The sequence below is a fragment of the Mesobacillus sp. AQ2 genome (assembly GCF_030122805.1).
Lineage (GTDB): Bacteria > Bacillota > Bacilli > Bacillales > Cytobacillaceae > Mesobacillus > Mesobacillus oceanisediminis_A.
In genome coordinates, this window is the sequence record NZ_CP126080.1 from 2,954,710 (window position 1) to 2,969,938 (window position 15,229).

Consider the following 15,229-nt stretch of genomic DNA (forward strand, 5'->3'; position numbering starts at 1 on the left):
TGGTCTTAAATGGTAATATTACTATTCTATCAAAATATAATTTGAAATATATTCCTGCACCGCATTTTAAAAGGGTTTTAAGGAATTTTCATCTAGGCACAATTAACCATATTTTTATTTAATAACCATCCTCACCTCAAAAAGGAAAAACAAAGTTATTGACACTTTTTTTATAAAGCCTCATTCTTTACTTTTTTTTCAACCATATTACAAACGTTAAAAGTGTTACACTGATATCATTGGATTTTGGCTCAAAAAAAAAGCGGCAACTGCCGCTTAAAATCAGTGTCCGCTCTCTTCTTTATTATGTTCATCCTTGTCATCCATTTTCATGTCAGCAGAGTTGCCCTCTTCCGGCTCACTTGGATTGCCGACTACAAATTCGATTTTTGGCATGTTATGCATACGTCGTGCCGTGACATGAGAAATAATATAGTAGGTCCCTTCTTCTTCAAAAGACTTCTTCAATCGATATACTCCATTTTCAGCATGGTCTACTACAATCTTTTCATGGTCCTCTGACTGAGAACGCCAGATTTCAAATTTAACCTCTTCCGCATCTTCTACTTCTTCCGGTCCGTAAGAAACTTTGGCCTCAAATGTAATCTCTTCACCTTTCTCCGCTTTTTCAGGATTGGCAGTGAGATCGACTTCTAAAAATTGCGGCTCTTCTTCAGCTTGATCTTGCGTACAAGCCGTTGCAAACAGTCCCAGCAGAACCACCATTATTGTTATCCATAATCGTTTCATTCTTTTTACCCCTTAATTAAGATTAATACAGTGATATCCTAGCCTTAAAATGTGTTAAAAGTATGAGCTAATTATAATCAAGATATGTCATTTTGGACGATGATCATTTTATTACCGGAAAATAGAGCTTGATGGTTGTGCCTTTTCCAAGCTCGCTCGCAATTTCCATCTTTCCATTATGGAGCTTCACTAATTTATCAACGATGGCAAGACCTAGGCCTGTTCCGCCATCTGCTCGAGACCTTGCCTTGTTCACCCTGTAAAAGCGATCAGTAAGCTTGGCAATATCTTCATCTGGTATCCCAATACCGGTGTCTTGGATTTCAACTTTGCAGCCAAATGAATGTTTGTTCAGCCTGATTGATATCATTCCATCTTTTTCAGTATAGCGAATGGAGTTGTCAATGATGTTCTGAAAGATTTGTTCCAGTCTGCCTTCATCACCATTGATGATAATATCCGGATCCAGATCAAGCGACAGGCTGATATGTTTTTCGTTCATTGCCGGCTCATACTTAATGATAAAATCATCGATAAGCTGCGCAAGCGAAAAAGGGCTTTTGACCAGCTTGTATTCTTCCGCATCCAGCCTTGAAAGATCAAGCAGGTCCTCAACAATTTTAACCATCCTGGCAGATTCTCTGTTGATGAGTTTTAGGTATTTATTTCTTTCTTCAGGATCTTTGATTATCCCAGCTTCCATTGCTTCACTATAACCTTTGATATAGCTGATAGGAGTCCTGAGTTCATGGGATACATCAGCCAGGAACTCCCTCTTTTTTTCATCCTCTTTTTGGACAGACTCTGACATATGGTTAAAGGCCTTTGCAAGCTCGCCAATCTCATCATTCGACTGAATATCCACACGCGCCGAATAATCTCCATCAGATACCTTTTCAGCTGCCTGCTTCATTGCTGCGAGAGGCCTCGTAAGCCGGTGAAGCATTTTAAAGCCAAGGTAGGCAGCTATTACAATGAACACTACTCCACCAATTAGCCAGAGAAATGAAAAATCAACGGTTAGTTCGGAAATTTTGGCTAGCGGGACGTAAAGGTATATAATCCCTTCAAGTCTGCTATTATCAAGAAGAGGAATGGCAACAGCAAGTATTTTCCGGCCGAATCTCTCTTCAAAACCAGATTTCAGTACAGGCTCACCTTCCAAAAGCTGCTCCCGTTCTTCTTGTCCGATAAGCGTCTCATAATCGATTGAATAGGGCAGGCAGGCACTTAACTCCTTGGGATTGCTGACAAGAAAAACCTCTGATTCTGATTTTTCATTGTACCATTCCACTTGCTGCCTCATTTCATCTGTCAGTGGTCCGCCCTTATAGTCGCTCGCAAGCCGGTTACCTTCAGCCATTAACGATTCTTCGACAATATCGACATAAAGTTTCTCGTAAAATAGGTAAGATAAGAAAAACGAATATAATACGGTAATCAAGATTGTCGCTGTAACCGTCAGCCATAGCTTTTTAAATAGGCTGTCTGAAAAAGAAATCATCCTGCCGGCACCTCGAACTTATACCCGACACCCCATATAGTTTGTATATAGTCACCTGTACCCAGTTTCATTCGCAGTGTCTTAATATGTGTATCCACCGTTCTTAAACTGCCATGGTAATCCATCCCCCATACATATTCAAGCAGTTGTTCCCTGCTCAGGGCCTGGCCCTGGTGTTTGACGAGAAAGACGAGCAGCTCGAATTCCTTGAGCGTCAGTGGAACAATCTCACTGTCTACACTAACTCTTCTTCCCTTTTTATCGATGGTGATTTTACCCAGAATAACGGTCTCATCTTCATTCTTAACGAAAGATGTCCTTCTTAACAGCGCATTGATTCTTGCTACCAGCTCACCTGGACTGAATGGCTTGACGATATAATCATCCCCTCCAAGCTGTAGGCCCTTCACTTTATCCCATTCTTCTCCTTTTGCTGATAAAAATATAATCGGCACTTGTGAAAAAGCGCGTATTTTTCCGCATACCGCAAAGCCATCCTCAAATGGCATCATGATATCGAGAATCACCAGGTCGAATTTCTGTTCTTTCAGCTTCCTCAATCCTTCCACACCATCAGCTGCATGAACACATGTAAAACCTGAGTTTTCCAGATACATTTGAACGAGGTTACGCATATCCTCTTCGTCATCAATGATCAGAACATTTACGGGATTCATCCTGTTATCTCTCCCTCGTAACTATTTGAAAGGGGCCATCGCCGACTTTCAGCGTTTTTTCAATCGATAAGCTTTCGGGGTTGATGATATACACCTCGTTGCTATCATAACCGGCAACAATCAGCTTATCTTCAAAAACCTCAATTTCAAAAGGATTGGCACCTACCTTGATCGAATCCTTCTTTGTCCCTTCCCCTGACAATTTATACAGCGTATTGGATCCATGGCTCAAAACAAAAATATTGTCTTCATTCTTGGTAAAATCCACTGGCATTACAGGAGCTGGTATTTCTTTTTTTAACGTCCCGGTTTTCAGATCATAAATGTGTATTCGCTCTTCAATTTGGGTTCCTTTGCCATGCCCGCCTATCCATAGCTCATCTTTTCCTGTGCTCATTATTGCCCCTGCCGCCGCAGGATGAACTTTAAATCCAGGGAGCCTTTCTTTATTCATCACATCAATAACAGTGAGCATATCCTGGTTATAGCTGATCACATAAAGTTTGTCTTCCGCTTCAAGGAGTGTCAAAGGGTCTTTCTCCGCCCTGACCTCTTTCACTTCTTTCCCGTTAACATCAAAAAAACGGATGCTTTCCCTGTTTTGATCAGCAAAGGCTATTTCCGTTCCGTCACTAACTAATAAAGAATTAACGATCCCTTCACCTGTTTCCCAGGAATCGATTTTTTCCCCTTTGCTTAATGAATAGAGATCGACCGTTTCCAAGGTTTTTCCGTAAAGCAGGAGAGTGTCCCCATCAGGCAGGATCATTCCGCCTATATATGGACGGTCAACCCTCCAATCAGGCAATTTTTCCTCTTTATCCATATCATAATAAGAAATGGTCATTTCTTTTATGTTCACTGTAGATATAATAGAAGAATCTTTTGGGATTGGTTCATATGATTCGAAAGAACAGGCAGATAACAAAGCAGTGAAAACCACCGCTGCCAACAAATAGGTCCGCTTCATAATTAACTCCTTTTCTTCCAATAGTATCTCACATTATTATATCTCTAATTTGTGATAAATCTATGAAATCGAACGTATCTAATCCTATTTACGTCATGGTCTTGATTACAGAACAAAAAGCGCAAGCGCCTTGTTCAGCCCCGACAAGTGCTGGAGGGCCTGACAGTGAAGTCGTTCTTTGACTTCATTGGCAGGACCGAAACGTCTCGAGGAGTTAGGAGCCGCAGCTAGCCAAGCGTCTCGAGGGGCTAGGCGCTGGAGCTAGACTAAGACACCCATATGTAGTTATCCACATAAAAATGCTTTTATAATTTCCTATAGAATAAAACCGTGAGAACGGGTGGTTTTCTCTGCGGCTGAAAGCCTTTGTTACTGACCAAACCCTAAAGGGCTACTGAAAGGTTCGCCAATTGTACTACTTCTACTGGCCAGACCTCAAAGGCCTTCTCCCTTTCTAACTTCGTTTCTTTTTCTTCACTTCTTCTCCGGTGAATGGATCAATGTATTCCATCATCGTTAATTGCTCAGCGACTATATCATCTTGTATTTGATTTCGAATGTATTCCTCTATCACCTTTTTATTTCTTCCGACGGTATCCACATAATATCCTGTACACCAGAATTTACGATTTCCATATCTATATTTCAGGTTTGCGTGCCGATCAAATATCATTAAACTGCTTTTCCCTTTTAAGTAACCGACAAAAGAGGACACACTTATCTTTGGCGGGATACTCACTAACATATGTACGTGGTCCTTACACGCAGTTGCTTCAATTATTTCTACACCTTTTCTTTCACATAACGTGCGCAATATTTCCCCAATATCTTTTTTGATTTTCCCATAAATGATCTGTCTCCTATACTTTGGGGCGAATACGATGTGATACTTACCATTCCAGGTAGTGTGTGCTAAACTGTTATTGTCTTTAGACATAGGACTTCCTCCGTGCTGATATTTTTGGTTGGCGAACCAAAAAATATTTTAGCACCGTGGGGAAGTTTTTTTAATACCACGCTGAAAGCTTTTTGGAACCCCGGGCCTAGCCCGGGGTTTTCATTTTCACAATAAAAAATAGAGACAGCCATCGCCGTCTCTATTGCTGTATTATTCAGTTGGACCTTCCCATGCCATCATACCGCCCTGCATATTGATCACATTATATCCGTAATAATCAAGGAATTGCGATGCTCTAGAACTGCGGCCGCCAGAACGGCAAACCATTACATATGTTTTGTTCTTGTCCAGTTCATTCATCCTGAACTCAAGAAGTCCCAGTGGAATGTGGATCGCACCTGGAATCTTTCCTTGTGCAACCTCACTTACCTCACGAACATCCACAACTTCAAATTCATTGGTACCTAATTTATTTTGCACTTCTGTTGGTGTCATTTGACGCATTCTCTTTTCCCCCTTATTAATTACCAGGCGCTCATGCCGCCCTTTACATTTGTAACATTTTTAAATCCAGCTTTTTTCAATAACTTGCTTGCCTGGCTGCTGCGCATGCCACTTTGGCAAATGACGACTACATCTTTTTCCTGAGATAGTTCTCCTGTGCGGTTTGCCAGCTGTTGAAGCGGAATATTTTTGAACCCTTTAATATGGTTTCCTTTATATTCGCCAGGAGTTCTGACGTCAACAAATTGTGTACCTGCCGGCTTTGTTTTCACCATCTCACGCAGCTGTGCTGTCGTAATCTGATTCACACCTTTGGTTGGTGCTAAGCGGCTCCATAAGAAAGCTACAGCTAAAACAACAATTAACACATTAATTATTACATCCATCCATATACACCTCGTTATCTTTTTGGTAGATCATAATAGAGAAGGATTGGATTCACACACCCATATACCCATAAGGGTATTTTAAGTGACAAAAATCGCCTTGTCAAGAACAGAAATCGATTTATTTCCTGCTCTTGACAAGCAGTTCTACTGCATCATTTACTGCCTGCGATGTTTCCCGGCCTTCCTGTAAATCACTGATCAAGCATTGTTCTAGATTCTTGCTGACGATCAAGGCAATGGTACGATCGACTGCAGAACGGATTGCTGACAGCTGAGTCACTACCGACTTGCATTCTTCCTGTTCATCCAATAAGCGTATGCTGCCCCGAACCTGCCCCTCGATCCTTTTCAAGCGATTGACTATTTCTTTATTGTACTCCACTTTAGCCACCTCCTATTGTGATGGTCCAGTAATGGTATAACCCTTAATATCATAACCATACTTCTTAAGCAATCTTGCTCCAAAATTCTTTTCTACTTCATTGGATGCAATAATCACAATTTGTTCGTTCGGAATTTCCTTTATATATCTTTTTAAATATCCACATGGGATATTAATTGCTCCATTGACGGGATTTTTAGCTGAATCCTGATAATCCCTCAGGTCGACAAATACCGCTTCATGTTCATAGCCGTTTACCGCCCGAAGATTCCTCACAGGTACATATCGGTTGAAAATCAAGGTGACCAAAAGGAGAATGATGATAAAACCAGTAAGCAACTACACTTCACCTCTTATAAATTCTTGTTCATCACTGAACTTACAATATAAATTTTATACCATAAGGGGTATAAAAGCAAGTCTTGTGATGATATTTTTTGACATTTTTCTCATATAAAAAAAAGGAAGCACACACTTCCTTTTATAGAACAGGAACACATCAACTGCATTCAGAACTGAAGTCCAGCAATATGCCCTCATCCCCATATTTCGTCCCCTAATTCGAGTCATTCTGCTGAATAACATCCGTCAATTCCAGATGTAATCGAATTAAAGTGATTTTGCTTTCAGTTGACAATGATGATTCCATAATCCTTTTTGTGGCAAGATAGTATTTATCTTTTAGTGATTTTCTGGCCCTCGGATGGGAATTCTCATCTCTTAGATCCCTGAGAATGGCCTCTCTAAGAATCTTTTCTGGCGCTTGCGCTGACTCCAGCCGGCGATTGTTCCAAATCATCCTGTATTCATCAAGTAATTTCTCATATTCTTCTGTCTGCACTTTACTGCCTCCTGTACAAAAATGACTGTTTCAGGTCCTTACTTTGTATATTTACATAATTCAGCACGACAATGCAAAAAATAAAGATAAATGACTTTAAAGGAGACTATATTATGAGCAAACCGTATCGTTGTCCTAATTGCAAAACCAATCGGACCAGATTCAATATGATTTCCCAGGTTCCTCAGCCTGTAAAATTAAACCCCCAATCAGGAGAGATTGTGGAACAGTATTCTAATGACCAATTGGATCCCTTCCACCTTCCTTATAAAGGTCCGGAAATGAAAATCCAATGTGCAGCCTGCGGTCTTGTTGAAGATGAAAAAACCTTTGCCAAATTCGGTGAAAGTTAACGTGAAAGGGATATAGCGAGCCTTGACTTGCCCTTCAGGAACAACAATGAAAAGCTTGAGACAAGTTCTCAAGCTTTTCATTTAGGTATCGTTATTTTATTATCTTCAAGAAAACGGGTTGAATCAACCTTCCATTGTTCATTTCCCAAGAATCTGACAAGTACAATCTCTCCTGTGAAATTCCGTCCGCCTCTTCCTTTTATCTGCCAATTTATTTCCACAGGTACCGTCAAAGTCAATTGATCTCCCACATCCTCAGCTGGCAAGACCTCCATACGGTTTATGCTGATATTCTCAATTAGCGGCAGCAGCTTTTTCCATTTAAGATCCTGGAGAGAGATAAATGAAACGATGTAAGGATCCTGCTGTTTGATTCCTGCGATATACGCATTAACCAAATCATATGGATCTGTTTGTTCCAGATACTTCTCAAGCTTTCCTGCCGACTTTAATATCATCAGTTTATGGGATAAATCCATAAAATTTGTACGGTGAGTTGTACTTCCATAAAAGTGGATGCAAAAATGGCCAGGAAAGTTATTTTTCAAAGCTCCGCCTCCATGAGGCATTCCGTGCATCGAAGCGGCGATTTTCCCCTTTTCCGAGATGACGATTATCGCCCTGCGCTTCCAGCTCCATTTGCCACTGTATATTTTCTTCATGATCGCTGTATCTTCCGATGTAAGGGGCTGGACATCCGCATGGTTGCTTCCGGCTCTTCTTTGGACCCGGAATCGGAGACCTGTTTCCAGGTCCATGACAGTGAACTTACTGTACCTCGGCAGGAGTTCATTTACTTCTTCCCACTGTGGCATTTTAACCTTGTCCGGCTGTTTCTTTGCCATTACGCTTATGTCTGTAAATGTTAGGAGTACCATGGCCAATATAAAAATTTTAATTACTTTCATATGATCATCTCTTCTTAACCTGGCGTATTTTTATCTGGATTTATTCTGAGAACCATTCAGTTCATTTGCTACATGAAAGTTTTTGCTTTTACACCCTTTACTATTCAGGGAAATAATTGAAAATAAAAAGCCCAGACAAGCTGGGCAGGGTCAATCATTATTATTCTTCAAGTTTCCTTAGCTGCTGTTCTATGTTGTTCCAATCTGTAACCTGGCCAATGAAAACGAGGTTCAGTGGCATCTTCATGTATTCCTTCATATAGAACGGCATGCCATATGAATACTGGAATAAGTCGGGATATGGGGAATGGTCAAACAATACATATCCTTTAATGCGATAAATGGAATCCGGAAGTGCCCTTAAAAAATCTTCAAATGCCCTTTGGTTTATCGCAGTCTGGAACCGGTAAACAAAGGTACTCAGTCTTAAATCCGCCAACACATGTGAATCTGTACTTTCGGCTTTTTTTGAATAGGCCAATCCTTCCAAAAGCTTCATTGGCATCTTGGAATAAGAACTCAAAATACATTTCGCTTTAGGATTAAGGCCTTGAAGATCCATACTGATTTTGGCCTGTTGCGATTCACTGAGCAAATCTGATTTATTGATAATGACCAGGTCAGCATGCTTGACCTGTTCAAGTAAAAGCTGATGGACCTGCGGATCGAGACTTGTTCTATTAAGCCATTGCTGCCCATCCACAGTCGTGATAATTCCTTTGATCATCAGTTTGTCCGCAAACAGCGGTGACAGAACTGCATCCAAAACTTCTACCGGATGTGCAGCACCCGTTGTTTCAATATAGATCGCATCCAGGTCATGATCGAAAAGCAATCCTTGTAGCTGGGATTCAAGTTTATCCTGGATTGTACAGCAAATGCATCCTCCCAATAACTCTTTCAACGGGACATCCGAATCGACGGCATCCGAATCAATCGATACACTGCCAAGCTCATTCATCATCACAGCGATATTCCGTTCAGCGTCTTTTTCATGCTGTAAAAGACGCTTCAATAAAGTCGTTTTTCCTGTTCCCAGAAATCCTGACAAAACATAAACTTCTGCTTTTTTCATTTTCACATTCGCCCATCTTTCCTAAGTAATATAGAAAATCTCCAGCCAAAGCTGGAGATTTTCAAGTTACTGCATCTTTGCATTTTAAGGTGCTTTCCTGTGCACCAACCGTTATTTCGCCATCTCCTGCTTTAACACTTCTAGGGCTTTCTGGACTTGCGGATCATCTTTCTTAAGCTGTTCACGCAATCCATTCATCAGCTCGATTGTTGTGCTTCCTTTCAGGATACCCGTTTGTTCGATCTTTTTGGATTCCTGGAATTCGCTGACTGCTTCTTTCGTTTTTTCATCAAAGAAACCATCTTCCCTTCCAGGGTCAAATCCAAGCGCCTTCAGCATCTTTTGAGCAGATTTCACCTGCTCAGAGGCTGTTGACACTTTCAGTTCAGTTTCCGGATCGATAAATGGCAGTGAAGCGTATTCCGGCATAGCCACTTCATAGTCCGGTTTGATGCCTTTCTTATGGATCCAATTCCCTTTTGGTGTCAACCATTTATCTGTTGTGAATTTCATATTCGAGCCATCTGAAAAATCCTCCGCACGCTGGACAGTGCCTTTGCCGAATGACTTTTCACCCACCAATGGAACGCCGGCAGACTCACTGACAGCTCCCGCGAGGATTTCTGATGCACTGGCGCTTCCTTTATCGATGACTACTACTAAAGGCAGCTTGTTGCCATTTTTATTTTCAGAAGGATATTTTTTCACATTGCCATTGCGGTCTTCAACCTGGAACAAGATCTCTCCTTCAGGAACAAAAAGACTTGATATTTTGATTGCCTGGTCAAGAAGTCCGCCTGGATTTTGGCGAAGATCAAGGACAAGACCTTTCATCCCCTGCTTTTGCAGGTCATTTAAAACATTTACTAATTCATTAGCCGTATTTTGTGAGAAATTCGTAATCTGGACTTTAGCAATTCCATCTTCAAGCATCTCACCATAAACTGTTTCAATCGGAATTGTATCACGTGTGATGGTAACATCGACAGGCTTTTCGGCCCCCTGGCGAAGTATGGACAACTTTACATCAGTCCCTTTTTCACCCCTAATGAGAGCTACGGCTTCAGTCGTACTCATGCCTTGAAGACTTTTGCCGTCAACCGACATGATTTTATCCTCAGGTTGGAGTCCAGCTTTTTCGGCTGGAGAACCTTTTAGCGGAGTGACGATGGAAATGTAACCATCTCTCTCCTGGATTTCTGCCCCAATCCCCTCAAATGATGACGACAGACTCTGATGGAAATTTTTCGCATCTTCCTGGCTCATATAATCCGAATAAGGATCGTCCAAAGAAGAAAGCATTCCATCTATCGCCCCATTGATTAGTTTTTCCTGGTCAAGATCCTGGTAATATTCATTTTTCAAAGTGTCATATGCGTCGTATAGCTTTGCAAATTCTTCCCTATCCCTTATAACCTGCACTGCTGGCTTGTCCTCACCGAAAGCAAGCGCAAAGGTAGTGATTCCTGCTGTTAAAAAGACAAGAAAAAACAACAGCATTGCAAAGTGGAACTTTTTGATCCGAAGAAAACTATTCTTGGTCTCTGTTTCTTCTGCCTTATTTTGGCCTTCAAGCTCTTCCTTGTTTTCTTCATTTATATTTTGCTGATCCAACCCTTTTCACCACTTTCCAATCAAGCTTAAAATCCTTAATGATTAGAATAACATTTTTACTGTGAAATTAACAGAAAAATAGGCATTGCACAATAAATGTGATGTATCCTTCCCTGCACACAGAGGTTTACTCAAGCAAAAATTGATTATGTAATAAAAAGAGGCTGACATAGGTCAAAAACATGACCTATATCAGCCTCTTTGAATCTTATTCTACATCGTAGCCTTGATCTTCAACAGCAGCCTTCATTTTGCTGACTTCTGCTTTCGAAGCATCGTATTCTACTTCAGCTTTTCCCTCTGATAATGAAACGACTACGCTGGCAACTCCGTCTACACCCATCAAAGCGTTTTTGACTGCCTTTTCGCAGTGTCCGCAGGTCATTCCTGATACATTTAAAGTTGTTTTTTCCATTTCAAATCTTCCTCTCTTATAAAAAATTTATAACTTAATCCGCTTCAAACGAAGGGAATTAGTCACTACAGAAACTGAACTGAATGCCATTGCCGCTCCTGCTACCCATGGCGCAAGTAGTCCCATGGCAGCGATTGGGATACCCGCTGAGTTGTATGCCAGTGCCCAGAACAAGTTTTGGCGGATGTTTTGCATTGTCTTTTTACTTAATGAGATTGCTTTAGGAATCAATGTTAATTCCCCACCAAGAATAGTGACATCAGCTGCTTCAATTGCAACATCTGTCCCTGTACCAATCGCAATCCCGATATCGGCAAGGGCAAGTGCCGGTGCATCATTGATTCCGTCGCCGACCATTGCAACTTTTTTGCCTTTAAGCTGTAGTTCTTTTACATGGTTTGCCTTTTCTTCCGGCAATACTTCCGCTATAACATTTTCGACGCCTACCTGTGAGGCAATAGCATGGGCAGTACGCTTATTATCACCGGTAAGCATATATACTTCAATGCCCATGGATTTAAGCTCTTCAATAGCCTTTTTGGCTGTTTCTTTCACAGTATCAGCCACTGCGACTATGCCGTTCACCTTATTATCAATGGCAATCAGCATGGCTGTTTTTCCTTCAGTCTCCAGCTTCTCAAGCTGATTTTCGTGAATGTCAAATACGACTCCCGTCTGCTTCATCAGCTTTCTGGTTCCTATCAATACTTTTTCGCCATTGATGACTGCCTCTATTCCGTGGCCTGGTATCGCTGAAAACTGATCCACCGGAAGGACCTCAACGTTATTTGCGCTGCCATATTCTACTACCGCCTCGGCAAGTGGGTGTTCTGAGGATTTCTCGGCTGATACCAGATACTTAAGGACTTTTTCTTCTTCACCAAATATTTCTATATCGGTTACACTTGGTTTCCCTTTAGTAATTGTACCCGTTTTATCTAGAACAATAGCATTAATTTTATGGGTAGCTTCTAAATGCTCTCCGCCCTTGAACAGAATTCCGTTTTCTGCGCCTTTTCCCGTACCCACCATAATGGAGGTAGGAGTTGCCAGCCCTAGTGCGCAAGGGCAGGCGATGACGAGTACAGCGATCGCTGTTTCCAGGGATGATGCAAAATCTCCAGGAGTGATCAAGAAGTACCAGACAAGAAAGGTAACAATAGCAATCGCAACAACGATCGGCACAAAGATACCAGAAATCTGGTCAGCAACACGCTGGATTGGCGCCTTGCTTCCCTGAGCATCTTCGACGACCTTGATAATGCCTGCAAGGGCTGTATCTTTTCCGACCTTGGTCGCAGTCATTGTCAGAGTGCCATTTTTATTGATTGTCGCGCCAATCAGTGAGTCGCCTGCAGATTTTTCAACAGGAATGGATTCACCAGTTATCATGGCCTCATCGACAGCGGACTGTCCAGTTAACACATTGCCATCGACCGGAATCTTCTCGCCAGGTTTTACAAGGATGGTATCGTTGACTTTGACATCCTCGATTGGGATTTTAACCTCTTCGCCATCCCTGATGACGGTTGCTTCCTTTGCCTGGAGGCTTAGAAGCTTGGAGATTGCTTCAGTTGTCCGTCCTTTAGCAAGCGCTTCGAACAGTTTTCCAACAAGAATCAGAGTGATCAGTACCGCACTCGTTTCAAAATACAAATGCGGCATATAGTCCGGGTTTCCAATTGTTTTTATTGCTTCTGCAAGACTGTAAAAATAGGCAGCAGATGTTCCAAGGGCAACTAGGACATCCATATTCGCACTTTTGTTTTTTAACGACTTATAGGCACCAATATAAAATTGGCCGCCAATCCAGAATTGGACTGGTGTCGCCAACAACAGCTGGAACCATGGATTCATCAGCAGATGCGGCATCGGCAAGCCCGTATCCCAAGGCGCATGGCCAATCATGGTGTACAAAAGCGGAAGGGACAAAAGAATGGATATTAATAACTTTCTTTTCTTTGCGTTAATTTCCTCTTCTTTTTGCTGGGCCTTTGCTTCCCGCTGGACTTTTTCCTTGGCATCATAGCCAAGATCCTGTATTTTAGCGATGATTTGACCAACTGACAGGAACGCACTGTTGAACTCAACTGATGCTGATTCAGTCGCCAGATTGACGGTCGCTGACTCCATACCATCCATTTTGTTCAGGACCTTTTCAATCCTGGTGGAACAGGCAGCGCAGGTCATGCCGAAAACATCCAAATCCATCTTTTCATTTCTGACGCCGTACCCCAAGTCATTTATTTTGTTGAATATATCATCAGGTTTGATTTTCTCTTTATCGTATTGTACTGAGGCATTTTCCATAGCCAGGTTTACGGTTGCTTCGACTCCATCCATTTTATTTAGGACTTTTTCGATCCTTGTGGAACAGGAAGCACAAGTCATGCCTGTAATATCGACAGTTATTTGTTCTTTCATCTATTACACCCCGTTTCGATCGATGATTAATTTTATCTTATCTACATTATTTACTATACCCCTGTATAGTATATTAATCAACCGAAATGTTTGTGTTTTTTTTTATTTTACCCTGTTTGACAATATATACTGTTAAAAATATCACTAATCTTCCGGGAATGGACATGAAAGTTATGACATTTTTAAAACAAAAAGCCCGGCTAGCGGCCAGGCTCCTCACTAAATTTTCTTCACATTTTCAAAATACTCTTCAAGTGTCCAGTCATTTTCATATATTTCGGTAGCCGCTTTAATGCCAACGTACCGAAAATGCCACGGTTCATACATATAGCCTGTCAGTTCTTCTTTACCTTTTGGGTACCTCAGGATAAAGCCGTACTTATGAGCGTTGTGGGCCAGCCAGACTCCTTCTTTTGTTGAACCGAATTGTTCATTCAGATTAAAATTATTGTTCTTGCTTGAAATATCCATCGTCAAGCCTGTTTGATGCTCACTGCTTCCAGGTCTGGCAACTGCCTCCAGGGCCTTTTCTTCGCCTACCTTATTGACCTCGGCTTTGAACAATGTTTCCTGTCGGCCATATGACCTGTAGCCGGATACAGCTGCTAGTTCTATTCCGTCATTCCTGGCACCTGCAAACATTTTTTCCATAGCATCCGCAGCTTCTTTCCTCATAAGGCTCTTCTCAAGCTTTGCATCTCCAAAAGAGAATGGAACGTTAGGCCGAACCAGATCGCCGGGAATATAATTGCCTGGCAATCCAAAAACCTTATTGACAAGCGCCAAAGTGTTCTGCGGATTCTGGATGACATTCTTTCCGTCTGCATTCTGGACCACATTGAAATAAGCCGCTTCAAGTGTCAATGCTTCATCTTCAGGCTTGTCCCCTTGTGGATCCTCGTTATCCATATTGTTCTGATCTGATTCTGCTACTTCCGCTGGCTGGTCATCCTGTTTATCTTGTCCAACAAGTTTTTCTCCCAAATAAGGAATTTTCTCAAGGTAAGGAATCTTCTCAAGATAAGGCTCAACAGGTGCACACCCTGTCAATAAAATAGGCAAGGCGATTACTGGTAATATTTTTTTCATCATGTCCACCAATCTTCAACATTTTAAGGCAATAACACCATTCTATCATTTTTCAACAAACTTTCGAATGGCCTTTTTTCCCATTATCCCTGTTCATCATTATGCCTGGTTTTGGAAATTGCAAACTTCCCCAATTGGATGAAGTGATTTGGAGCATTGTTCAAAGTAAAGAGTATAATCGGCAGAGACAGTTATCGGGTTTGGAATGTAAAATGTCCACTAAACTCAGGTTCTTAGACATTTCGGCTAATCTCTGCCTCAAAAATGTCCTTTAAACACTGCTTCTTAGACATTTCGGCTTCCCTTTACCCTCAAAATGTCCTTTAAACACAGGTTCTTAGATATTTTGGCTTCTCTTTACCCTCAAAATGTCCTTTAAACACTGCTTCTTAGACATTTCGGCTTCCCTTTACCCTCAAAATGTCCTTTAAACACA

At 41.5% G+C, this 15,229-nt stretch carries 17 protein-coding genes; 1 reads left to right on the forward strand and 16 read right to left on the reverse strand.

From position 1 onward, the window contains the following. Positions 1–282: 282 nt before the first annotated feature. From QNH36_RS14840 to QNH36_RS14885, 10 genes are all read right to left on the reverse strand, one after another. The gene (locus QNH36_RS14840; RefSeq protein ID WP_251540577.1) at positions 283–750 is read right to left on the reverse strand and encodes a FixH family protein; all 468 of its coding nucleotides are present in this window, start codon (positions 748–750) and stop codon (positions 283–285) included. A 103-nt stretch (positions 751–853) separates the two neighbouring features. After that, positions 854–2,254 carry a sensor histidine kinase gene (locus QNH36_RS14845; RefSeq protein ID WP_283903728.1) on the reverse strand — a complete coding sequence of 467 codons (1,401 nt, stop codon included), beginning with the start codon at positions 2,252–2,254 and terminating at the stop codon, positions 854–856. Then, entirely contained in the window at positions 2,251–2,931 is a 681-nt protein-coding gene (locus QNH36_RS14850) for a response regulator transcription factor (RefSeq protein WP_144479828.1), read from the reverse strand. Before QNH36_RS14850 ends, QNH36_RS14845 begins: the two co-directional genes overlap by 4 nt. A gap of 4 nt (positions 2,932–2,935) precedes the next feature. Further along, complete coding sequence (locus QNH36_RS14855) at positions 2,936–3,901, reverse strand: YncE family protein (RefSeq protein WP_283903729.1); 966 nt, start codon at positions 3,899–3,901, stop codon at positions 2,936–2,938. 454 nt (positions 3,902–4,355) lie between these two features. Continuing rightward, the gene (gene tnpA, locus QNH36_RS14860) at positions 4,356–4,838 is read right to left on the reverse strand and encodes an IS200/IS605 family transposase (RefSeq protein WP_283903730.1); all 483 of its coding nucleotides are present in this window, start codon (positions 4,836–4,838) and stop codon (positions 4,356–4,358) included. Positions 4,839–5,009: 171 nt separating this feature from the next. Then, a complete protein-coding gene (locus QNH36_RS14865; RefSeq protein WP_144479832.1) occupies positions 5,010–5,303 on the reverse strand; it encodes a rhodanese-like domain-containing protein in 294 nt (97 codons plus the stop codon). A gap of 20 nt (positions 5,304–5,323) precedes the next feature. Further along, entirely contained in the window at positions 5,324–5,689 is a 366-nt protein-coding gene (locus tag QNH36_RS14870) for a rhodanese-like domain-containing protein (protein ID WP_144479834.1), read from the reverse strand. 121 nt (positions 5,690–5,810) lie between these two features. Then, on the reverse strand, positions 5,811–6,074 hold the full coding sequence (locus QNH36_RS14875; protein ID WP_144479836.1) for a metal-sensitive transcriptional regulator: 264 nt from the start codon (positions 6,072–6,074) through the stop codon (positions 5,811–5,813). Positions 6,075–6,086: 12 nt separating this feature from the next. Then, a complete protein-coding gene (locus QNH36_RS14880; protein ID WP_144479838.1) occupies positions 6,087–6,413 on the reverse strand; it encodes a rhodanese-like domain-containing protein in 327 nt (108 codons plus the stop codon). Positions 6,414–6,630: 217 nt separating this feature from the next. Next, entirely contained in the window at positions 6,631–6,915 is a 285-nt protein-coding gene (locus tag QNH36_RS14885; protein WP_251540582.1) for a hypothetical protein, read from the reverse strand. A gap of 113 nt (positions 6,916–7,028) precedes the next feature. Between QNH36_RS14885 and QNH36_RS14890 the strand changes: the two genes are divergently transcribed. Beyond that, the gene (locus tag QNH36_RS14890) at positions 7,029–7,268 is read left to right on the forward strand and encodes a DNA alkylation repair protein (RefSeq protein ID WP_144479840.1); all 240 of its coding nucleotides are present in this window, start codon (positions 7,029–7,031) and stop codon (positions 7,266–7,268) included. A gap of 77 nt (positions 7,269–7,345) precedes the next feature. On the opposite strand, the gene QNH36_RS14895 is transcribed toward QNH36_RS14890, so the two are convergent. The 6 genes from QNH36_RS14895 to QNH36_RS14920 all read right to left on the reverse strand — a co-directional run bounded on the left by QNH36_RS14895 (position 7,346) and on the right by QNH36_RS14920 (position 14,796). Then, positions 7,346–8,176 (reverse strand): hypothetical protein, encoded by an 831-nt coding sequence (locus QNH36_RS14895; protein WP_251540583.1) that lies wholly within the window; start codon positions 8,174–8,176, stop codon positions 7,346–7,348. A gap of 160 nt (positions 8,177–8,336) precedes the next feature. Next, positions 8,337–9,251: a CobW family GTP-binding protein gene (locus QNH36_RS14900; protein WP_144479843.1), complete on the reverse strand. Its 915-nt coding sequence runs from the start codon at positions 9,249–9,251 to the stop codon at positions 8,337–8,339. Between the two features lie 111 nt (positions 9,252–9,362). Next, positions 9,363–10,865, reverse strand: coding sequence for a lmo1851 family serine protease (locus QNH36_RS14905; RefSeq protein WP_285847897.1), 1,503 nt, complete (start codon positions 10,863–10,865; stop codon positions 9,363–9,365). Between the two features lie 208 nt (positions 10,866–11,073). Beyond that, positions 11,074–11,280 (reverse strand): copper chaperone CopZ, encoded by a 207-nt coding sequence (gene copZ, locus QNH36_RS14910; protein ID WP_144479845.1) that lies wholly within the window; start codon positions 11,278–11,280, stop codon positions 11,074–11,076. Between the two features lie 27 nt (positions 11,281–11,307). Further along, entirely contained in the window at positions 11,308–13,704 is a 2,397-nt protein-coding gene (locus QNH36_RS14915; RefSeq protein ID WP_144479847.1) for a heavy metal translocating P-type ATPase, read from the reverse strand. A gap of 219 nt (positions 13,705–13,923) precedes the next feature. After that, positions 13,924–14,796: a M15 family metallopeptidase gene (locus tag QNH36_RS14920; protein WP_481825283.1), complete on the reverse strand. Its 873-nt coding sequence runs from the start codon at positions 14,794–14,796 to the stop codon at positions 13,924–13,926. Between the last annotated feature and the right edge of the window lie 433 nt (positions 14,797–15,229).